The 21,044-nt window shown below is 64.7% G+C and carries 15 protein-coding genes and 1 pseudogene; 3 read left to right on the top strand and 13 right to left on the bottom strand.

Features of this window, described 5'->3' with window-relative positions; all coding sequences use genetic code 11:
* Positions 1 to 17 precede the first annotated feature (17 nt).
* The 5 genes from K226_RS0103590 to dinG form a co-directional block, all read right to left on the bottom strand.
* A complete protein-coding gene (locus tag K226_RS0103590) occupies positions 18 to 1,961 on the bottom strand; it encodes a TonB-dependent siderophore receptor (protein WP_024813503.1) in 1,944 nt (647 codons plus the stop codon).
* Between the two features lie 463 nt (positions 1,962 to 2,424).
* Positions 2,425 to 3,006, bottom strand: a complete 582-nt coding sequence (locus K226_RS0103585; protein ID WP_024813502.1) for an NnrU family protein — start codon at positions 3,004 to 3,006, stop codon at positions 2,425 to 2,427.
* A 152-nt stretch (positions 3,007 to 3,158) separates the two neighbouring features.
* Positions 3,159 to 3,776 (bottom strand): PolC-type DNA polymerase III, encoded by a 618-nt coding sequence (locus K226_RS0103580; RefSeq protein WP_024813501.1) that lies wholly within the window; start codon positions 3,774 to 3,776, stop codon positions 3,159 to 3,161.
* A 103-nt stretch (positions 3,777 to 3,879) separates the two neighbouring features.
* Positions 3,880 to 4,239, bottom strand: coding sequence for a zinc ribbon domain-containing protein YjdM (locus K226_RS0103575; RefSeq protein ID WP_024813500.1), 360 nt, complete (start codon positions 4,237 to 4,239; stop codon positions 3,880 to 3,882).
* 64 nt (positions 4,240 to 4,303) lie between these two features.
* Complete coding sequence (gene dinG / locus K226_RS0103570; RefSeq protein ID WP_024813499.1) at positions 4,304 to 6,478, bottom strand: ATP-dependent DNA helicase DinG; 2,175 nt, start codon at positions 6,476 to 6,478, stop codon at positions 4,304 to 4,306.
* 167 nt (positions 6,479 to 6,645) lie between these two features.
* Here dinG and K226_RS0103565 point away from each other — a divergent pair, with 167 nt between their 5' ends.
* Positions 6,646 to 6,951 carry a hypothetical protein gene (locus K226_RS0103565; RefSeq protein ID WP_024813498.1) on the top strand — a complete coding sequence of 102 codons (306 nt, stop codon included), beginning with the start codon at positions 6,646 to 6,648 and terminating at the stop codon, positions 6,949 to 6,951.
* Between the two features lie 161 nt (positions 6,952 to 7,112).
* Here the strand turns inward: K226_RS0103565 and K226_RS0103560 are convergent, their stop codons facing one another.
* The 5 genes from K226_RS0103560 to K226_RS0103540 are packed head-to-tail and all read right to left on the bottom strand — an operon-like array spanning position 7,113 to position 14,262.
* The gene (locus K226_RS0103560) at positions 7,113 to 7,514 is read right to left on the bottom strand and encodes a YkgJ family cysteine cluster protein (protein WP_024813497.1); all 402 of its coding nucleotides are present in this window, start codon (positions 7,512 to 7,514) and stop codon (positions 7,113 to 7,115) included.
* A 16-nt stretch (positions 7,515 to 7,530) separates the two neighbouring features.
* The gene (locus K226_RS0103555; RefSeq protein WP_024813496.1) at positions 7,531 to 8,712 is read right to left on the bottom strand and encodes a Wadjet anti-phage system protein JetD domain-containing protein; all 1,182 of its coding nucleotides are present in this window, start codon (positions 8,710 to 8,712) and stop codon (positions 7,531 to 7,533) included.
* Entirely contained in the window at positions 8,709 to 12,023 is a 3,315-nt protein-coding gene (locus K226_RS0103550) for an ATP-binding protein (protein WP_024813495.1), read from the bottom strand. The genes K226_RS0103555 and K226_RS0103550 overlap by 4 nt, the downstream gene beginning before the upstream one ends.
* Positions 12,020 to 12,766 (bottom strand): DUF4194 domain-containing protein, encoded by a 747-nt coding sequence (locus K226_RS0103545; RefSeq protein ID WP_024813494.1) that lies wholly within the window; start codon positions 12,764 to 12,766, stop codon positions 12,020 to 12,022. The genes K226_RS0103550 and K226_RS0103545 overlap by 4 nt, the downstream gene beginning before the upstream one ends.
* On the bottom strand, positions 12,766 to 14,262 hold the full coding sequence (locus K226_RS0103540; protein ID WP_024813493.1) for a DUF3375 domain-containing protein: 1,497 nt from the start codon (positions 14,260 to 14,262) through the stop codon (positions 12,766 to 12,768). Before K226_RS0103540 ends, K226_RS0103545 begins: the two co-directional genes overlap by 1 nt.
* Before the next feature lie 71 nt (positions 14,263 to 14,333).
* Between K226_RS0103540 and K226_RS18625 the strand changes: the two are divergent.
* Positions 14,334 to 15,028, top strand: a pseudogene (locus K226_RS18625) (NYN domain-containing protein).
* A gap of 62 nt (positions 15,029 to 15,090) precedes the next feature.
* On the opposite strand, the gene gyrB reads toward K226_RS18625, so the two are convergent.
* The 3 genes from gyrB to dnaA all read right to left on the bottom strand — a co-directional run bounded on the left by gyrB (position 15,091) and on the right by dnaA (position 20,494).
* On the bottom strand, positions 15,091 to 17,706 hold the full coding sequence (gene gyrB / locus K226_RS0103530) for a DNA topoisomerase (ATP-hydrolyzing) subunit B (protein WP_024813492.1): 2,616 nt from the start codon (positions 17,704 to 17,706) through the stop codon (positions 15,091 to 15,093).
* Between the two features lie 126 nt (positions 17,707 to 17,832).
* Positions 17,833 to 18,951, bottom strand: a complete 1,119-nt coding sequence (gene dnaN, locus K226_RS0103525; RefSeq protein ID WP_024813491.1) for a DNA polymerase III subunit beta — start codon at positions 18,949 to 18,951, stop codon at positions 17,833 to 17,835.
* A 127-nt stretch (positions 18,952 to 19,078) separates the two neighbouring features.
* On the bottom strand, positions 19,079 to 20,494 hold the full coding sequence (gene dnaA, locus K226_RS0103520) for a chromosomal replication initiator protein DnaA (RefSeq protein WP_081739319.1): 1,416 nt from the start codon (positions 20,492 to 20,494) through the stop codon (positions 19,079 to 19,081).
* Between the two features lie 355 nt (positions 20,495 to 20,849).
* Here dnaA and rpmH point away from each other — a divergent pair, with 355 nt between their 5' ends.
* On the top strand, positions 20,850 to 20,984 hold the full coding sequence (rpmH, locus tag K226_RS0103515; RefSeq protein ID WP_005798102.1) for a 50S ribosomal protein L34: 135 nt from the start codon (positions 20,850 to 20,852) through the stop codon (positions 20,982 to 20,984).
* Positions 20,985 to 21,044: the final 60 nt, after the last annotated feature.

Raw genomic sequence — 21,044 nt, 5'->3', positions numbered from 1 at the left:
GGGTGTCGGCATGGCTCTCAAAACGCGTAGGTCAGTTTTACGCGGTAGGTCCGGCCGTCCTGCGCAATGGAGTCTTCGCGGATCTCGTACGAGGCGGGGTCTGCGTTGCGGCGGTTGAACAGGTTGTACACACCCACCGACACATCCACATCCGCAATGCGTGCGGAATAGGTGAGGTTGGTGCGAATGTTGGCTGGCAGGCGTGCGTGTTGCAAGGTTCGGCGCGAGCCGACGCCGATCACCTCGACCGCGTAGCGGCCCGATTGCCAGCCCAACCCGGCAGGGGACCGCACAGAGTCCGACCACTGCAGCTTGAGCAAGTGCTCGGGAGAGTGCGTCAGCCCGGTGTCTGCCACGGTGTCGCGCAGCTTTTGCCTGCCATAGACTGCGCGCACGCGCGCGCCACCGTCCAGGCGGTGATCTACCGCGGCCTCCAGGCCCTGCATATGCACCCGGCCTGCATTGGTGAAGGTAAACCGGTCAGGCTGGTGGGCGTGTCCCAGGGAAATCAGGTTGGTCACGTTGGACCGAAACACCGTCAGCAGCATGCGGCTTGCGCCCGTGGGGGCGTGTTCCAGCGCCAGCTCGGTGGTGCGCACACGCTCGGATCGCAGGGCGACCGTGTCCACCACGCCACCGGGGGTGTCAACGCGGTAGTCACGCTCGTAGGCGTTGGGGGGGCGGTAGGCGGTGCCATGCAGCACCTTGATGGCGGTGGTGGGGTTCCACCAGTACACCAGGCCCAGCCGAGGGTTCACAGAGCCCTTGCTGCCCGACTGCCGCCCCCAGCGCAGACCGGCGTGCAGCGTGAGATCGGGGCGAAGCGCAAACTCGTCCTGAACAAAAATGCCCAGGGCATCGCCGGTGCGGCGGGCGTCCAGGTTGTCTGTCCGTGGCTCCAGATCGAAATTGAGCTGATCGATGCGCGTGTCACGCCGGTAGTCCACGCCCCACGAAAGCTTGTGGCGTGCCAGTGCCGTGCTGACCCATTGCCACTCGGTTGCCCACCACTGCCCGGTTCCCACATCGCGGTTCACCGTGAGGGGCGGGTAGTCGTAGACATAGTCGCCCACGTATTCGTAGCGGCCCGCATGGACCCGGCCGGTCAACGCCAGGGACGGCCGCACCTGGGTGGTGTATTCGGCCGCCAGGCGCGTGGTGGTGTCGGTCAGCCGTGAGCGCGGGTCGTTGAACACCTGGGAGTAGGCCGCCGTGGGCATGCCTTTGTTGCGCTCGCCATGCGCCAGCGTCAACGTCAAACCGTTCTGGTGCATCCGGGCAAACAGCTGGGTGCTGCGATCAAAATCCAGCCCCTGGGCCACGCCGTTGTGGGTCGATGGCGTGTCGTAAGAGGGGTAATACTGGTCTGCCCCGCGCGTGGTGGCGCGTGTCACGGCAATCAGCCAGTCGCCCCCGTGGGCGTCAACCGTTCCCAGCGAAAACCGCAGCTTGGCGCTGCCGTGGCTGCCGGCCTCGGCGCTCACCTGCGGCCCGGCCAGCTGGCGGCCGTTGCGCGTGATGACATTGATGACGCCAAAGAACGCATTGGCGCCATACACCGCCGACCCGGGCCCGGGCACAAACTCCACCCGGTCCACCAGATCCAGGTCGATCGGAAAATCCGTGCCGATGGTTGCCTGATCGTAGAGGTTGTCGTTGAATCGGACCCCGTTGACCAGCAGCAGCACGCGGGTGTTGTAGTCGCCCGGTGTGGCAAACCCCCGGGTGCCCAGGTAGTGGTAAGTGCGGTCGTACGACACATGCAGCCCGCGCATGCTGCCCAGCACCTCGGAAAGGTTGCGGTAGCCAAAAAGCCGGATGTCGTCGGCGGTGACCACGCTCACGGTGGCGGGCGCTTCGAGGGCCGTTTGCGCATACCGGCTGGCCGTGGTGACCTGCAGCTGCATGAGCTGCTCCAGCGGCAAGTCGGCCATGTCGGCTTGCGCATGGACGCTGGTCATCCAGACGCAGAGCAGCCAAAGCGCTGTTTGTCGTGGCCACTGTGGCGGGACGTCGGAACCTTGTTTCATGGGAGGCAGAACGGGCTGGCGTGGCTGGCGGGCGCTGGTTCAGGCCACTGCTGGCTGGCGGCAGGTTGTGAGGATTGTTACGATAACTTTACAAATTGTATCGAATTTGCCGCCAAAACCTAAACATGAGTTTTAGATGGACGTTTTTGCCATGCAGAAAATAGATTCGTTCAGGAACCCGTGGCGGCGACACGGTGCAGCCTTGCCTGGCAGGTCGGTACGCCACGCTGGTGTTGGGTTGTGCGGGATCTCAATGGGCCGGGCAACCGCCCCGCAGTGCCGCAGCACGGTGCGGCCCGCACCAACCTGCAGGTGTGGCCGCAGCCGCTCCACCGTGGAGCAGCGGGCCCCTGCTGGCGCAGCAAATGGTGCTGCGCCTTACTGACTGGCTGCCTTAACGTCCCAGCGGCGCCACGCCGATCAGCCAGACATGCGCCCAGAACGCAAAGCCTGCCCACGCGGCCGTTCCCACCACCACGGCAATGCCCGTGCCTGCCGCCGTGGCGGGCGCGTACACCGAGTTTTGCGCACGGTCGCGCTGGCGCGCAGCGCGAAAGTCGAGCACTGCCCACAGCAGGAAAGCGCCAAACAGCACCACATCGGCCAGGTTGCCGTTGGAGATCAGGTGCGCCAGCGCCCACACCTTCACGCTCAGCACCATGGGGTGGTGCAGCTTGGCCTTGAACACGTTGCGCGGCACATAGGCGGCGGCCAGCAGCACAAAGGCGATCAGCGTGAGCAGTGAAGCCGCATGGCGCATGCCCACGGGTGGATTCCACAGCACCACGGGCTGCTGGCGTGCCAGGCCGTAGCCCCAGACCACCAGCACCAGGCCCACCACCGAAGCCACCGAGTACAGCCCCTTCCAGGCGCCCTCACCCAGGCGGGCCCGCATCTGCGTGCGCCAGCCATCGGCCACGATGCGCACCGAATGCACGCCCAGAAACAGCACCAAACCAAGAACCAGATACGACATGAAAGTCCTTTTGTGGGGAAAGATGGCGCGATTATGGGCAAGGGCGGTGCAAACCCCGCTTTAAGAGCCAAAAAGACCTGTAGCCCTTAACGGATAAGCGCTAACAGCTATTAAAATAATAGTAAATGAGTCCCGCGCCGGGGCATGGGGGCTCATTCGCTGGCCGCATGTTGAGCCAGCAGCTTGCCCACTGCGGGCCGGGCGCAGCGCTGCAGCGCCATCAACAGGGCATGGTCGGGCTGGGCCACGCGCCATTGCGTGCGCAGGTCGTGCTGCATGCGCGCCAGCAGGGCGGCGGCCATTTCGGCATCGGCCAGCGCCCGGTGGGCCTGGCCCGTGCGCGGCAGGCCGTGGTAATCGACCAGCACACCCAGCTTGTGGCTGGGCGCCTGTGGGTACAGCCGGCGCGACAGCAGCACCGTGCAGGCAAAGGGCTGCGGCGCTGGCACCCCGGCCAGTGCCAGCTCGGCCTGCCAGAACTTGCTGTCGAACGACGCGTTGTGCGCCACCATGGGCGCGTTGCCCACAAAGCGCGCGGCCTGTGCCATTACCTCGGCTGCAGCGGGCGCGGCGTTCACCATGGCATTGGTGATGCCGGTGAGCTGGGTGATGAAGGGTGGAATCCACGCGCCGGTTTTCATCAGGCTCTGGAACCGGTCCACCACCACCCCGCCCTCCAGCAGCACGATGGCCACCTCGGTGGCGCGCGCACCCTGGCCGGGCGAGATGCCGGTGGTTTCAAAGTCGATGACGGCGATGGGGTGGGACATGCTGCAGCGCAGGTACGGTGGACGGGTAGTCGGCGCTGATATCAAGTGTTTTTGGCCTGTAGCGCTTATGCAACATGCGCTAGCAGCTATCAAAAACAAAGCATCAGGCCTTCTTCAGAAACTCCGATTTGAGCAGCATGCTGCCCAGGTCGGTCTTGCAGTCCACGTTGTGGCCATCTGCACCATCGACCAGGCGGATGCTCTTGATCTTGGTGCCCTTTTTCAGGGTGGAGGACGAGCCCTTGACCTTGAGGTCTTTCACCAGAATCACGGCATCGCCATCGGCCAGGGGGTTGCCGTTGGCGTCACGCACCACGCCGTCGCCTGCTTCTGCCGCATCGGTTTCGGCGGCATCGGCCACCTGCGGCCATTCCAATGCGCAGTCGGGGCACACGTAGTTGCTGCCATCGGGGTAGGTGTTTTCCTGGCCGCATTGGGGGCAGGCGGGAATGGTGTGGGGCATGGTTGGTCCTCTCTCTGTTCGCTTTTGATGTGCTTGGAAATGTGGTGTGTGAAGTGTCGTGCCATCACAGGGGTGCGCGCTGCTCCAGCGCAAACGCCGGCAGCCCTTTGAGCAGCCGCTGGCCATAGCTGGTGCGCGTCAGGCGCTTGTCGTAGCAATACACATGGGCCATGTCTTCTTCGGTGCGGATCGCGCGGCCCACCCATTGCGCCAGGCGGATGGCGGTGGCGGGCACCACCAGTTCGCTGAAGGGGTCGCGCCCCACGGCGCGCAGCCATTCGGCGCGGGCTTCGCCCACGGGGTCGTCGGGCGGGGCAAAGGGCAGCTTGGTGATGAAGACCGACTCGCACAGGCGCCCGGGCAGGTCCAGCCCCTCGCCAAACGACTGCATGCCGAAGATGACCGAAGGCTCACCGCCCTCCACCCGCTCGCGGTGCCGCTTGAGCAGCTGCGCGCGCGGCAGCGCGTTTTGCACCAGCACCACGCTGCGCATGGCGGTGGGCAATGCGTCTACCGCCTGGCGCATCTGCTCGCGCGAGGTGAACAGCACCAGCGCGCCGTATTCCACGCGCGCAATGTCGTGCAGCAGCGCATCGACCATTTCGGCGGTGAACTGCGCGGCGTTCTTGGGGTCGGCGCGCGTTTCGGCCGCAATCAGCGTGCCCTGCGCGGCGTAGTTGAAGGGGCTGGCCACCTCCAGTGTGGAGGCGGCTTCGTCACCGTGCAGGCCGACTTCGCGCAAAAAGAAATCGAAATTGCCGCAGCTGGTGAGCGTGGCCGATGTCAGCACCGCGCCGCGCACCGCGCTCCACAGGTGGTTGCGCAGCGTGGTGCCGGGCAAGATGGGGCTGGCGTGCGCCTTCACCACGATGAAGTCGCCATCCATCTCCAGCGTGAACCACTTGGCGGCGGGCACAAAGCTGCGGTCGGCGCCCTCGGGGGCATCCTGCAGCAGCAGTTGCGCGGTGGCGTGCAGCTCTTCCAGGCGCGGCGCCAGCATGCCGATCTGTGCATACAGCGTGGACAGGCGCTTGGCCTCGTCGGGCTTGTCGCGCATCTCGGCGCGCAGGGCTTTGCTGATGGCGCGCAGCGCTTCCAAAAAACCATCGGCACTGGCGGCCAGCAGGCCCAGCGGGGCAATCAGGGGCTCGGGCAGTTCGCCGCGGGGCACGCGCACGCGCGCCGGGCCCCAGGTGTCCTTCTGGCTTTTGAGGTGGTCGCCATACACGTCCATCACGATGCGCGCCAGGTCCTGCAGCGTCTGCCGCAGCTGGGCCGCATGGCGCGGGATGTCGGCAATCTCTTCCACCTCCAGCAGCGCGCCAATGCGCAGGCCCCGGCTGGAGAGCCGCTCGATCCAGGTGATGCGCGACAAATCCATGCTGCACGCAAACTGGGCAAGCGCCGTGGCGGGCAAGTGGTGGGCTTCGTCCAGCACCAGGAGGCAATTGTCCAGCTCGGGCAGCACACGCGCGCCCAGCGACGACAGCAGCAAATCGTGGTTGGCCACGATCACCTGCGCGCCCACCAGCTCCTTGCGCTTGTCGTAATAGGTGCACTGGCTGAAGGCCGGGCAGTGCTTGCCCGTGCACGATGCACCCTCGGCCGCCACGGGGCTCCACACCTCGGGCTCGGGCGGGGTGTCCAGGCTGTCGCGGTCGCCGTCCCAGGCGCCCTTCGATAGCGTCTGCGCCATGGTCGAATAAAACTGCATGCGCGCCTCCGTCTCCTGGTGGGAGCGTTTGTGGCGGGCGCTCACGGCCTCTTCGGGGAACAGGTCGTCATCGTCCTCGCCATGCGCCTCGCCCGTGCCGGCCAGCCGGTCAAGCTTGAGCTTGCACACATAGCGCCCACGCCCCTTGGCCAGCGCAAACTTGAACGGCTGCGGCATGCGCGCGGCCAGCGCCGGCAGGTCTTTGTTGACCAGCTGCTCCTGCAGCGCCACGGTGGCGGTCGAGATCAGCACCCGCGTGCCCCGTGCCAGCGCCAGCGCAATGGCAGGCGCGCAATACGCCAGCGACTTGCCCACGCCTGTGCCCGCTTGGATGACGGCAATGGCGCGCGTGGGCGCGGCCTCGCCGCTTTCTTCATCCACCTTGCCCAGCGTGGCCGTGCTGAAGGTGCGCGCCACCTGCTCGGCCATCAGCCGCTGTCCGGCGCGGCTGCGAAACCCCTCGGTGGCCTGCACCACCGCATCAAACGACTGCAGGGCCGCCTGGGCCCACTCTGTAGAAGACATAACCACCTGTTGTAAGGGCAAGAGTGTGGCACGGGTCAAGCGGCAGGCCCTGCCCAAAGTCTCCATCCCCCGGCGGCCGCATGGCATGTGGGCCTACACGCCTGCATTGCGGGCGTTTCTACGATGGCCTGGTTGGCAATCCTGTCATCCACTTCAAGGAGACCCCCATGCCCCCAACCGACACCCGCAACCACCCCATCCCAGGCCCCACCGGGCCCGAGCCGTCGATAGACACCACCAAGCGCCAGATGCCGGGGCCCGACACCCAGGGGCCGTTGCAGACAGACCCCGCGCCCGCCAAAGACACAGAAACCCCCAAGCTGCCCCACGAGCGCGATGAATCGGTGGACATGACCCATGGCGAGCCCGACGCGCAGATGCAGCAGGCCTACCGCGATGTAGAGCGCGGGCTGCAGGACACCGACCAGGACCTGCGCGCCCACCGCGTGGGCCACAAGCCAGCACGCCCATAAATGCTATTAAAATAATAGCTGATAGCGCTTATGCAGAAAGCGCTAGAGGCCATTTTGACCATTGAAGCCGCATGCGCTGCGAGGGCCCGCGCTGCGGTTGGACGGCACCGCGCCATGCAACCTTGCCGCTGCTGCGCCCCCACAATCGGTCAGTCAGTCAATCAGGCCACGCGTCGCCCGTAGGCACAAAACCCCGGCTTGGGGCTCTTTTTTTGCGGGTGCAGGCGGCAGGTGTCGGGCCGCTGTTCATACACCGTGCACAGCCGCGTGGTGGGGTGCAGAAAATTGCAGTCCCCACTGGCCCGCCGTGCCATGGTGAACACCACATTCTTGTGGTTGAAGTGGTCAATCAGCCGCGCCTTTTGCAGCCGCTTGGCAATCTGCCGCGGCTCCTCATGCTCGGCCTCAAACGCATCCACCAACCCCAGCCGCACCAGGTCGGGCAACTGCACCTCCAGCGGCATGGTGCAGCAGTTGGCCGCGCAGGTGTCGCACAAGCCAGCGCGGTAGCGGGACCAGGTGTCGAGGCGGTCTACGTCAACGATGGAGATGGGGGAGCGCATGGGGGTGGGATTGTGCCTAATCTCCATCCACCCAGGCGCGCACGGCGCGGTGCACGGCGTTGGTGGGGACAAACTCTTGCTCCAGCCGCCCCTTTTGCTGCGTGCGCAGGTGGACGCACAGCGTGGCCTCGTCGGGTGCCAACGTGCCGCAAGCGCTGTCGGGGGCATGCACTGGTTCGGCCACGGCCAGGTGCTGGTGGGCGCTGAAGGTGGCTGCGTCCATCAGCAGCGCCTGCAGGTGCGGCAGGTGGTGGCGGGCCGTGGCCAGCATGTGGAGGCCCCAGGTGTCGAGGTCGCCCCAGTAAGCCACGCGGCGCCCTTGTAGCCAGGGCGCGGCCAGCCAGCCCAGGTTGAGGCCTGCGCCCAGCACGGCGATGGTGTGTGCCACGGGCTGTGGCAGTTGGTGCAGGCAGCGCTCGTTTTCTACCAGCAGGATGCGGCTGTCGGGCAGTGGCGTGGTGAGCAGCTCGCTGGCGCGCACGCGCATCTGGGCAAACGGCAGCAGGTCGGGGGACAGCGGGGCGATGAGCAGCCAGTGGTCGTCCTCCGGCAGTGCGCCGAGAAAGCCCACCAGCCCCTGGCGGCTGGCTTCACCGTCGAAGCGCTCGTCCAGCAAGGCGGTGAGCAGGCTGGCGTGGCGTTCAAAAAACTTGGTGTCATTGCCCTGCACGGCCAGTGCGCGCAGGGGCTTGCCTTGGGCGCAGCCGGGCTCCAGCTGCAGGGCTGTGTGCGCGGCGGCAATGACGGCTTCGGTGGGCGTTTCGCGCCACTGCACCAGGCGGCGCACCAGCAGGCGCTGAAAGCCGGGCCGCTCCACCCCTGCGATGAGGGTGCTGAGCCGGGCGTAGTCGCTTTTGACCTGCGCATGGCCCGGCACCTTGAAGTGGCTGATGGCGGCGATGCACTGCGAGGGCTTGGCCAACTGCCAGTGCGTGGGCACGGCGATGGCGTCGCTGCTGCCACGGTAGCGACGCTCTTGCCACTGCACGCTGCCCAGGCCGTGCTGTTCTACGGCGCGCCACTGCTGCAAATGGCAGCGCAGCGCGGCGGCGTCGTTCAGAAACACGGCCGTGTCGGGCTGGCCGATGGCCAGGGTCAGCGGCCACGCGGCGGTGGCGCCCAGAAGCTGGCGTTCGCGCCAATCGGCGCTGTTCCAGTGTTGGGCCAGCCGTGCAGCCAGTGCCTGGGGCGACTTCATGCCTCTATGCCGGTGGGGGCGCTTGGAGTGCTTGGAGCGCTCCGGCGGAATGCGTCGATTTCTTCCCAGCGCAGCGACGCCAGCGTGGCCTGTGCGCCGCGCCGGTGCACCACCACGGCGCTGCGCGTGTGGTTGCGTAGCAGGCGCACTTCCTTGTTGGGCGTGACGAACAGCGCGTGCAGGCCAAACTCGCGCAGTGCCTGGATGATGCGAGCGGCCACGGCCTGCGAGCTTTTGGAAAACGCTTCGTCCAGCACGATGGTGCCGAACACCGGGCGGCTGGCCCCGCTGGGGCACAGCGCGTAGCTCAGCGAGGCGGTGAGCACGTAGCTGGCGATGATTTCTTTCTCGCCCCCGCTGCCGCCTTGCGAGCCGGTGCGCCGCTCCAGCATCCGGCCGTTGGCCCGGTCGAGCACCAGCACGGCGAACTGCAGGCGGTAGCGGGCATCCAGCAGCGCCTGGGCGGCCTTGCTGCGGCGGTTGCTGGCGTGGGTTTGCAGGATTTCGACGATGGCGCGCAGCGCGCGGTAGTGGCTTTGGCCGCCGTCGTCGCGCAGGCTTTCGGTGCGCAGTTGGGCCTGGGCGCGGTTGAGTTCTTGCAGGCTTTGGTGCACGACGGCGCGGGGCTCCAGCTGCAGGTAGCGGCCGGGCTGGAAGTCCACGCGCTGGAGGGTGTCGTTGAGCTGGGCAATGCGCTCTTCAATGTCGGTCACCTGCGCGGCGATGCCGTTGAGCAGCGTGTCCACGCCCTGCTGTGAGGTGTTGTTGAGGTATTCCTGAAACCGCTGGCGTTTGTGCGGCAGGGCTTCTTCTTCCAGCGCTTGCAGGCGCTGCAGGTAGTGGGGCAGCGCATCCACCTCTTGCGCGTGGTCGGCCAGTGCGCCCCGGTCTTCGGCCTTGGCTTTGCCCATTTGGCGCACGATGTCGGTGTGCAGGGTGCCCAGCTTTTTGCTGGCCTCGGTGACTTTGGCTTGCACCGTGGTGCCTGCTTCGCGCTCCTGCGTTTCCAGGTTGTCGCCATCAAGCGGGGGCAGGCGGTGCCCGGCGCTGGCCAGCCTGGCTGCAAAGTCGGTGGCAAAGTCCGTGTCGATCACGGCCGCGCCAGCGCTGCGTGCGTGGTAAGCGCTGTGCTTCTTTTGCGCAGTGGTCCGCAAGGTCTCGTCTTGCGTCTGTGCCGTTTGCAAATCGCGCCACTGGGCTTCGGCAGCGCGGGTTTGCGCTTGCGCTGCGTCCCAGCGCTTTTGGGCCTGTGCGGTGTCTGAGCCCGGGTGCAGCAGCGCCTGCAGTTGCTGCGTTTTGTGCTGCAACTGCGCATCGGCAGCCGCCGTGTCCAGGTCTTCGCGGCGCAGCGCCTGCAGGGCGGCCCACAGTTGGCGCTGTTCCTGTGCCTGGCGTTGGGCATTCAGGGTTTGGGTCTTTTTGGCCTCTAGCGCTTGATAGTCAAGCGCTAACTGCTCCTTTTGTTGTAGCAAATGCGCCAGCCGGTCGCGGTTGTCAAACCCCGTCATCCAGTCCTGGTCCAGGCGCTTTTGGTCTTGCTTGTCGAAGTGGCCGGAGTGGCTGGACATCAGCCCCTGCACCGTCATGGCGTGGGGTGTGCGCTCCAGGGTTTGCACGTCAGGCACGCAGTGGCGGTCCAGCCCCTGCAGCAACTGGCGCAGCGTGTTCAGGTGCGCGGTGGGGGTGGCGGGTTTCAGGTTGAGCTTGCGCGCAAAGCCATCGGGCATGAACGCTGCAGGCGTGGCATCGCGCACTTCCAGCAGGCGCACATGCAAGCGGTTGTGCCGCTGGTTCACCCACTGCAGCGCGGCCTGCATCGCGGCCTGGGGCACCAAAATGCGCAGGCGGTGGCTGCCCAGCGCACGCTCGATGGCACCGCGCCAGGCCTGGTCGGCTTGGCGCACTTCGACCAGCTCGGCGGCAAAGGGCAGGTCGCTTTCTGGCACGCCCAGGTGCTCGGCCAGCTCGGCGCGAAAGCGCTGAAACTCTACGGGCAGGTTGGAGCCAGGGCGCTGGCGCACGGCGTCGTACTCGGCCTGGGTGTCGCGCAGGCGGGTGTGGGCGTTGTGGGCCTGGACGATGGCGCGTTCGGCGTCGGCCTGCAACTCGGCCTCTTCGGCATCGATCTGCTCCATCGCCGCCTGGGCTTGGGCCTGATGGCTGACCAAGTGGTCGGCCTCTGCGTGGTCCCCCAGCCCCAGGTTGCGCGCCAGTGCCTGGTACTGCGCCAGGTTGTGCGCAATGCGTGCCAGCTCTTTGCGCGCATGCTCGATGTTCTCTTGCAGCGATTCGATGCTGGCACCACCTGCTTGCAGGTACAGGCCGTGCAAGTCCTGCTCGTGCTTGCGGGCGCGGTGGACCTGCGCTTGCGCAGCAAGTAGTGCATCGCCCCGCGCCGCCATCTGGGCCTGCAATTGCGCCACGCGCTGGCCCCACCATTGCGCGCCCTGCGCCGCAAACCAGTGCGGCAGTTGCTGCTGCAGCGCCTGCAGGCTCGCTTGGTGCTGGGCCTGCTGCTGCTCGCGCGTGGCCAGGTCGCGCAGCGGTAGCAGCGATACAAACTGCGCATTCGCCAGCTCCAGGTCGGCGTGGATGGAGGCCAGCTCGGCAAAGCCATCGACCACCTTCTGCGCATCGTCAAAGGCCGCGTGGTCGTCCAGCACCAGCTCACGAAAAATCTCGTCAATGCTGTTGAGCTGCTTGAGGCCCGCCGCGCGGTTGAGCAGTGTGAAGGCGTTGGGCCCCACCTCAAAAAAGCTGTGCAGCTTGGCGAGGTACGGGGCCTTGCTGCTGAACATCTGCAAGCCGTCACTGTCCTTGGCCAGCCGCGCCAGTGCCTTGGCACCACCGCTGTGCTGCTCCTCCAGCCACAGGTCCAGGTTGTGTTCCTGCCCCTGCGCGAAGAGCCAGCGCTTTTGCATGTCGGCGGCCGACTGGCTGCTGCCGTCAAACCACAGCAGCGCGCCCAGCCAGACCGATTCAGCCCCACGCACCAGCCGTGCAGCCACGCCCGTGGCGCAGCGCCCGGCCCGTGCAATGTGGTCGCCGCTGTCGTTGCCCTGGCCGCTGGCGCCGCGCACGTAGCTCACCAGGTCGCGGTCGCTTTCGTGCCCGCCGGTCGAGGCCAGGTTGTAGCGCGGGCTGGCGCACAGCAGCGTCATCAGCGCATCGACCAGCGTGGTCTTGCCGCTGCCCGTGGGGCCGATGATGGCGCTGTTGCCGGGGTCGATGGCCACTTGGTGGCGGCCTGCGAACGCGCCCCAGTTGTAAAGGTGCAGCTCTTGCAGGATGAAGGAGGCGTCGGCGCTCATGGCGTGCCCTCTGGCTTGGCTGCACTGCCTTGTTCAGCCACCTCGCGCAGGCGCAGCAGCAGCGTTTGCAGGTTCTCGGGGTTGAGCAGGTGCACGATCATCGGGCGGATGGTGATGCAGTCTTGCGCATCCACCTCGGTCACCATGCCGTGCGTGCGCAGGTTCTCCAGCAACTGTCCCAGGCGCTTGCGCTCTTGCATGTCGCTGCCTGTGCTACCCAGGTAGGTTTCGAGCTGCGGCAACAGGCTATCGACGGTGACGCGCACCACCGCGCCGGTTCCGCTTTCTTGCTCGCGCTGCAAAAACTCGCGCCGCAACAAGGCCAGCAGCAGCGATTGCTCCAGCGTCAGCCGCTGGCGCTTCATCAGCGGGTGCGTCCAGTCGTCCTGCTCGCTTTCATCGGTGTCGTCGCCTGCGTAGCCGGGCACTACGGCCAAAAAGGCCAGGCCACGCACGTCGTCTACCACCACGCGCAGGTCCAGCGGTTCCAGCAGTGCATCGAGCAGCGTGGTGTGCGCCGCAACCAGGCCGAACAGCTTGGGCTTGACCGCAGATTCGAGCCAGCCGTGCGCTAGCAAAAACTGTAGCGCCTGGCGCACGTTGGACGGGGTTTGTGAAGGATTTTGTGCCTCAAACGCTTTTGCAGAAAGCGCTGGCAGCTCCTCTTTTGATAGTAATGGCGATGCCTCAACGCCTGCGGCCTGCGCGGCCATGCGGTCAAAAATATCCGGCTCTTGCTCCATCACAGCTCCCATTCCCTGTGCGCCAACTGCGCGCTATCCAGTGCCACGCGCGGCACGGTAAAGCGCCAGTGCTGGCCGCCATCTCCTGTGTCGATCTGCTCCTCACCCGGCTGCAGCGCCACGCCCGCCTCGCGCGCCATGGCCAGCCACAGTGCAAGCGTCTCCAGGTCGTGTTCGCCCGGTGGCAGCGCGGCGGCCAGCTCGGCCAAGGTCATGGGCTGGCCCTGCTCGGCCAGCGTTTGCAAGGTGCGTTGCACCAGGGCGTCGCGGTCCAGCCCCTCAAACGCCTGCCAAAACTCGCTGTCCATCTGGCCCAGGTCGGTGTATTGGGTGGTGAGCAGCAGCGCGGCCTGTGCGCCGCCGTCCAGCGACTTGGTGCGCAGCCGCTCTACCAATGGCACGCTGCCCAGTGCCACGCCCACCGGCGGCAGCGGCGCGCTCTGGCGGCGCACGGCCTGGCGCTGCCAGTCGATGCGCAGCGCCTGCTCCAGCACGTCGTTGAGCAACTGCCCTACGCGCTGGTTCTCGGCCGCCTGGCCAGTCTTCATGAACTGGCTGACCTCGCGCTCGCTGCGCGCCCGCACGGCCTGCACCACCTTGGCCTCTTTGATGAGCTGCTGCACCAGCAGGCGCAGCGTGCTGTGCTGCAGGCCATCCAGGGCCTTGTCTGCAGCAGGATGGTCCAGGATCTGGCGGATGCGCTGGCGCATCTCGGTCAACTCGGTTTGGTGGGACAGTTGCTGGTGAAAGCTGTCGAACACGCGGCCCTCTTGCGTGTTGAGCAGGTTGGCGTGGCCGTCCAGCAGCTGGTCCATCACCGCGCCCCGGTGGTGGCGGGCGCTGATGATGGCCTCGCGCAGCGCACGGTCGGCCTCGCGCCACGAATCCTCCACCCGCCGAAAGTCCGCCCGCAAACTGACCGACAGCGCATACACCTCGCGAATGCCTTCCACGGCCTGCTCGGGCGTCAGTTCTGCGATGCGCCCCGCCTGCACGTCATCGAGCTGCTGCTGCAGATCGGCCATGCGGCGCTGCAGATGCTCGGCGCGGCTTTGCGGGTCGGGGTTGAGCGCGGCGGCCAGGTTGTCGATTTCGCGCTGCACCACCGCCAGGCGCGATGCGGTGGAGGTCATCATGCGCCCATCGAGCTGCGCAATGAAGCGCAGCGCGGTCTTGAGCGCATCGGTCTCAAACACCCGCCCCTCGCGCTCCACCACCAGCCCGCGCCGTATCCATTCGCGCACCTCGCGCCGGGCCTGGCCCAGGGTGTCGGTGCTGTCGATTTCAAAGTCCACCTCGTTGGCGTGCGCTGCCAGCAGGTCCGCCAGCGCCTGCACGGCGGCATCAAACGGCACGCCATCGCGCTGGTGCTCGAACAACGCATCCAGACAGCTCAACGCCAGGGGCGCCCGCCGAGAAGCCAGCAACACCCAGGCCGGGTGCTGCTGGCGGGCGGCGATGTATTTGTGGGTGCGCTGCTGGTTGAGGGTGGGCATGTACGAAGCCGGAGATGTTCCAATGGCTTGCGCCAAGTATTCAACACTTTTCACACGGGAGGACACACACGATGGCAAATCACATGGGCGATGCGGAGTCGCGTGTCGCAGTGCTGGTGGACTGCGACAACACCAGCCCTGAGATTTTGGAGTACGCGCTGCGCGTTGTGGCGCAGTTTGGTCGTGTAGTTCTGCGCAGGGGCTATGGCAACCACAGTACGCGGCGGGGAAAAACACGTCCGACCTTGCTTTGGCGCTGGATGCCATGGAAGCGCTGTTCGACGGCCGCGCGACGACGTTCTGCATCGTCACCAGCGACTCTGATTTTGCCTATCTGTGCCGCAAGTTGCGCGAACGGGGCGCGACGGTGCATATCGTGGGTGAGGCCAAGTCGCCCGATGCGCTGCGCAACGCGAGCGACCAGTTCTTTGAATGGGTGAAACCTGCGCCGGAATCCGAGCTTACGGCAGCAGAGTCTGTCGCGCTCAAGCAACCCAGCAAGGCTGAGCTAGTCAAGCCAGCCCCCAAGCTGCGCCCCAAGTTCATTGTGGAAGCAGTCACGCTCTTGGCAGCAGACACCCCGGAAGGCAAGGTAAGCGTAGGAGGGTTGGGTTCCTACCTCAAGCGCGCGGATCCGTCGTTTTCTCCCAAGAGCTATGGTCACTCAGGACTGCTCGACATGCTCAAGACCTACGACTTGTTGAAGGTCCAACAAGAGTCAGGAGGGCACTGGACTGCCCGACTAACGGAGAAGCCAACGGTGTAAAAGCCACGCGAACCATGAAAATCGAAAATGGCGTTTTCGATTTTCATGGTGAATCGTTTTCGTCAAACGTCGATGTTTCCAGCGCGCAAGGCGTTGGTCTCGATGAACTCCCGCCGTGGCTCCACCTCATCGCCCATCAGCATGGTGAACACGCGGTCGGCCTCGATGGCGTCGTCGATCTGCACGCGCAGCAGGCGGCGCACGGTGGGGTCCATGGTGGTTTCCCACAGCTGGGCGGGGTTCATTTCGCCCAGGCCTTTGTAGCGCTGGCGGCTGGTGGAGCGTTCGGCCTCCGAGATGAGCCACTTCATGGCCTGGCGGAAGTCGCCCACTTTTTCTTCTTTTTGCTTTTCGCCTTCGCCGCGCATTACCTTGGCGCCCTCGCCCAGCAGGCCGCGGAAGGTTTCGGCGGCTTCGGCCAGGGCGGCATAGTCGGCGCCGTGCACAAAGTCTTGCGTGATGACGCTGCTCTTGATGTTGCCGTGGTGGCGGCGGCTGATGCGCAGCAGGGGCTTGTCGGTGCGCGCGTCAAACTCGCCGGCCACTTCGGCGGGGGCACCGGTGGTGTTGAGCTCGCGCAGCTTGGTCTGCAGGGCCACGGCGCTGGTTTCGGCTTCGGCCACGGTGTCGAGCTGGAGGGAAACGCCGTCGGCAATGGCGCGCAGGGCTTCTGCGTCCATGAAGTTGCCCAGACGGGCAATGACGCTTTCGGCGATCTGGTGCTTGCGCGCCAGCTCGGCCAGTGTGTCGCCGCTCAGGGTCTGGTTGCTGGCGGTGCCGGTGAACACGCTGGCGTGGTTCAGCGCAATGCGCAGCAAAAAGCCGTCGAGTGCGGGCGCGTCTTTGAGGTACAGCTCTTCCTTGCCGGCCTTCACCTTGTAAAGCGGCGGCTGGGCAATGTAGATGTGGCCGCGCTCGACCAGCTCGGGCATCTGGCGGTAGAAGAAGGTGAGCAGCAGGGTGCGGATGTGGGCGCCGTCCACGTCGGCGTCGGTCATGATGATGATGCGGTGGTAGCGCAGCTTGGCGACGTCAAAATCGTCGTTGCCGGTGCTGCCGCCGGCCTTGCCGATGCCGGTGCCTAAAGCGGTGATGAGCGTGAGGATTTCGTTGCTGGTCAGCAGTTTTTCGTAGCGGGCTTTTTCCACGTTCAGGATCTTGCCGCGCAGCGGCAGGATGGCCTGGAACTTGCGGTCGCGGCCCTGCTTGGCAGAGCCTCCGGCGGAGTCGCCCTCGACGATGTAGATCTCGCACATCGCCGGGTCTTTCTCCTGGCAGTCGGCCAGCTTGCCGGGCAGGCCCATACCGTCGAGCACGCCCTTGCGGCGGGTCATTTCGCGGGCCTTGCGGGCGGCTTCGCGGGCGCGGGCGGCCTCCACGATCTTGCCGCAGATGATCTTGGCGTCGTTGGGTTTCTCTTGCAGGTAGTCGGTGAGCAGCTTGCCCACGATGTCTTCGACCGGTGCGCGCACTTCGCTCGAGACCAGCTTGTCCTTGGTCTGGCTGCTGAACTTGGGCTCGGGCACCTTCACGCTCAGCACGCAGCACAGGCCTTCGCGCATGTCGTCGCCGGTGACTTCGACCTTGGCCTTTTTTGCAAAGTCGTTTTCTTCGATGTATTTGTTGATGACGCGCGTCATCGCTGCACGCAGGCCCGTCAGGTGGGTGCCGCCGTCACGCTGGGGGATGTTGTTGGTGAAGCACAGCACCTGCTCGGTGTAGCCGCTGTTCCACTGCATGGACACTTCCACGCCGATGTGCGTGCCGGGAATGCCGCCGTAGGTTTCTGCCGGGCGCTCGCCCGCCGCATAAAACGAGGTGGGGTGCAGAACGGTCTTGCCCTTGTTGATGAACTCGACAAAGCCGCGCACGCCGCCGGCGCCCGAGAAGTCGTCTTCCTTGCCGGTGCGCTCGTCTTTCAGGCGAATGCGCACGCCGTTGTTCAGAAAGCTCAGCTCGCGCAGGCGCTTGGCCAGGATTTCATAATGGAAATCGCTGTTTTCCTTGAAGATTTCGGTGTCGGGCAAAAAGTGCACTTCGGTGCCGCGCTTTTCGGTGTCGCCGATCACCTTCATGGGCGAGACTTCGACGCCGTCCACCGTTTCGATGATGCGGTTTTGCACAAAGCCCTGGCTGAAGTCCAGCACATGCATCTTGCCTTCGCGGCGCACCGTGAGGCGCAGCTTTTTGGAGAGCGCGTTCACGCAGCTCACGCCCACGCCGTGCAGGCCGCCCGAGACCTTGTAGCTGTTCTGGTTGAACTTGCCGCCGGCGTGCAACTCGGTCAGCGCAATCTCGGCCGCCGAGCGCTTGGGTTCGTGCTTGTCGTCCATCTTCACGCCGGTGGGAATGCCGCGGCCGTTGTCGGTGACGCTGATGGAGTTGTCCGAGTGGATGGTGACCACGATGTCGTCGCAGTGGCCGGCCAGCGCTTCGTCGATGGAGTTGTCCACCACCTCAAACACCAGGTGGTGCAGGCCGGTGCCGTCGCTCGTGTCGCCGATGTACATGCCGGGGCGCTTGCGCACGGCCTCCAGGCCTTCCAGGATGGTGATGGCGCCTTCGCCGTAGCTTTCGCTGGCGCCAGCCTGGTTGGTGTCGATTTTTGGCACAACGGGCTCACCATTACCGGTGGAGCCGTTCTCGATGGGCTCGGGTTGCGTGTTGTCTGCGGTCATGGTGGGCCTTGGGATCCGTGGAAACCGGCGGTTTCCAATATGTTCAATGATAAAAAGTGGCTCTAGCGCTTATGGGGTAAGCGCTAACAGCTATCAAAACAATAGTGTTCTGGTGGCTGTGCTGCGTCAGATGCGCATGGGCATGACGACGTACTTGAAGGTGCTGTTGTCGGGAATGGTCAGCAATGCCGAGCTGTTGCCGTCCGACAGCTCAACCTTCACCATGTCCTGGCTCATGTTGGCCAGGGCGTCGATGAGATAGGTGACGTTGAAACCGATCTCGATAGTGTCACCGCCGTAGTCGATGTCGAGCTCGTCCACGGCCTCCTCCTGCTCGGCGTTGTTGCTGGCCACGCGCAGGGTGCCGGGCTCCAGGTTCAGGCGCACGCCCTTGAACTTGTCGCTGGTCATGATGGCGGTGCGCTGCAGGCTGGCCAGCAGCGGCGCGCGGCCCAGGGTCACGCTGTTGGTGTGGTTGCGCGGGATCACGCGGTTGTAGTCGGGGAACTTGCCCTCGACCAGCTTGGTGACAAACTCCATGCCACCAAACGTGAACTTGGCCTGGTTGTTGGCAAACTGCATTTCGATGTGGGGCTGGTTGTCGCCACCCGCATCAGACAGCAGGCGCTGCAGCTCGATCACCGTCTTGCGCGGCAAAATCACCTCTTGCTTGGGCACTTCCACATCCAGTGTGGCGCTGGCAAAGGCCAGGCGGTGGCCGTCGGTGGCCACCAGGCTCAGTTGCTTGCCTTCGGCGACAAACAAGATGCCGTTGAGGTAATAGCGGATGTCCTGCACCGCCATGGCAAACGACACCTGGCCCAGCAGGTCTTTGAGCGTCTTTTGCGGCACGCTGAACACGGGGCCAAAAGCCGCCGACTCCTGCACCAGCGGAAAATCTTCAGCCGGCAGCGTCTGCAGCGTGAAGCGGCTTTTGCCGCCCTTCAAGATGAGCTTGGACTGGGCCGATTCGAGGCTCACCGTCTGGTCGCCGGGCATGGTGCGCAGGATGTCGATGAGCTTGCGTGCGCCCACCGTGGTGGTGAAGTCACCGGTGTCGCCACCCAGCTCGGCGGTGGTGCGGATCTGGATTTCGAGGTCGCTGGTCGTCAGCTGCAGGGCATTGCCCGTCTTGCGGATCAGCACATTGGCCAGGATGGGCAGGGTGTGCCGGCGTTCAACAATGCCGGAGACCGATTGCAGAACCGCGAGAACCTTGTCTTGTGTTGCCTTCAGGACGATCATGTCAACCTCTTGTGGTTTTTGGAACGGTGCGTGGACAGCAGCACAGGTTGTGCCTCCTCCCTGCCGCATAAACCGCCATTTTGCCCGTTAACCGGGGCGCTTCCGTTGGGGGCTTGCACCACCTGCATCAGCCCTTGAGTGTTTGCTCCAGCACATGCAGCTGCTGGTTCAGTTCGGTGAGTTGCTGGCGCTCGCCAGAAATCTTGCGCACGGCATGCAGCACGGTGGTGTGGTCGCGCCCGCCAAACAATTCTCCGATTTCGGGAAGACTCTTTTGCGTCAACTCCTTGGCCAGGTACATGGCAATCTGGCGCGGGCGGGCAATGCTGGCCGGGCGCTTCTTGCTGTACATGTCGGCGACCTTGATTTTGTAATAGTCGGCCACCGTCTTCTGGATGTTTTCCACACTGATCTGCCGGTTCTGGATGGACAGCAGATCGCGCAGCGCCTCGCGGGCCAGCTGGATGGAGATTTCCTTTTGGTTGAAGCGTGAATAGGCCAGGATCTTGCGCAGCGCGCCTTCGAGTTCGCGCACGTTGGAGCGCACGTTCTTGGCCACGAAAAATGCCACTTCCTCGGGCATTTCGGTGCTTTCAGCGCGCGCCTTGTTGATCAAAATGGCCACGCGCATCTCCAGCTCGGGCGGCTCGATGGCTACCGTAAGGCCCGAATCAAAGCGCGAAACCAGCCGCTCGTGGATGTTGGCCAGACCCTTGGGATAAGTGTCCGACGTCATTACGATATGGCTCTTTTTGGCCAGCAGGGCTTCGAACGCATTGAAGAATTCTTCCTGCGTTCGGTCCTTGTTGGCAAAAAATTGCACATCGTCGATCAACAGCAGATCGAGCGAGTGGTAGCGCTCCTTGAACTCGTCAAAAGTGCGGCGCTGGTAGGCCTTAACCACATCCGACACAAACTGCTCGGCGTGGATGTAGAGAACTTTGGAATCGGGCCGGTCGGCCAGCAGCTTGTTGCCCACGGCATGCACCAGGTGGGTTTTGCCCAAGCCCACACCGCCATAGATGAAAAGCGGGTTGTACAGGTGCCCGGGCATGCCCGCCACGTGCATGGCCGCCGAGCGCGCCATGCGGTTGGCCGTGCCTTCCACCAGGGTCTCGAACGTCAGCGCCGGATTGAGCCGGGTGCGAAAGGCGCCGGCAGGGGCTTCGTCGCTGCTGTGGTTCTGTGCGTCAGAAGGGGCGGTGGGTTGGGTGGTTGCGGGCCGGATGTAAGTGCGCGCAACGGATTCACGCTGAGCAAGCGCTAACTCCAGCGTAACGGATTGCCCGTAAATCGACTCCAGCAGGGCGGCAATGCGGCCCGCGTATTGGGCACGAATCCAGTCGAGCTTGAAACGGTTGCCAACCAGCAGCGTGACCTTGGAAAAATCTTCGGCTACCTGCGCTATCAGGGGCTTGATCCAGGTGTTGAATTGTTGCTCGGGCAGGTCTTGGGCGAGCTGCTCTACGCAGGCCTGCCAAAGGCCCTGGCCGGCGTCAGCGCCGGGCTGGCCCATGGGGCTGCGATGGGATTCCTCGGTCATTTCAGGGGGCATTCTTGTTGTGGATAGGAGGAACGGTTCAAGGCGGCGGATTGTAGCTTGTCAAGGAGTTATCCACAATTTCAAAAGCACCTGCAAATAACAGGGCGGCGGGACCTGGGTGTGCGGTTTTTTGTGGGTCGACAAAGGCCCACAACGCGGTGGGCATTGCCAGTTGGCATCAAGCCTGCGATAATTTTCGGTTTCCCTGAATGTGTTCAGGGTGATTTGACCCGGCGCGCCGTTATTTCAGCCCCGCAAGTCTTCGGTTGTGAGCGACTCCCGCATGGGGCGCTGCGGCCACGGATGGCGGGGTTCAAGAGCAGCAGCCCGGAACTGAACCTCAAGGAATAGCATCATGAAACGTACTTATCAGCCCTCCAAGACGCGCCGCGCACGCACCCACGGTTTCCTCGTCCGCATGAAGACCCGCGGCGGCCGCGCTGTCATCAACGCACGCCGCGCCAAGGGCCGCAAGCGCCTGGCCGTCTAAGGCCGTTACGGTCTCCGGCCTGCTCCCCGGTTTGCGCCGCCAGGTTCCAAACGGGGTGCT

The organism is Acidovorax sp. JHL-3 (assembly GCF_000526295.1).
In the GTDB taxonomy this organism is placed as follows: Bacteria; Pseudomonadota; Gammaproteobacteria; order Burkholderiales; family Burkholderiaceae_C; genus Acidovorax; species Acidovorax defluvii.
Note: the sequence above shows the minus strand (reverse complement) of the source record. Positions and strands in the feature narration are given on the sequence as shown.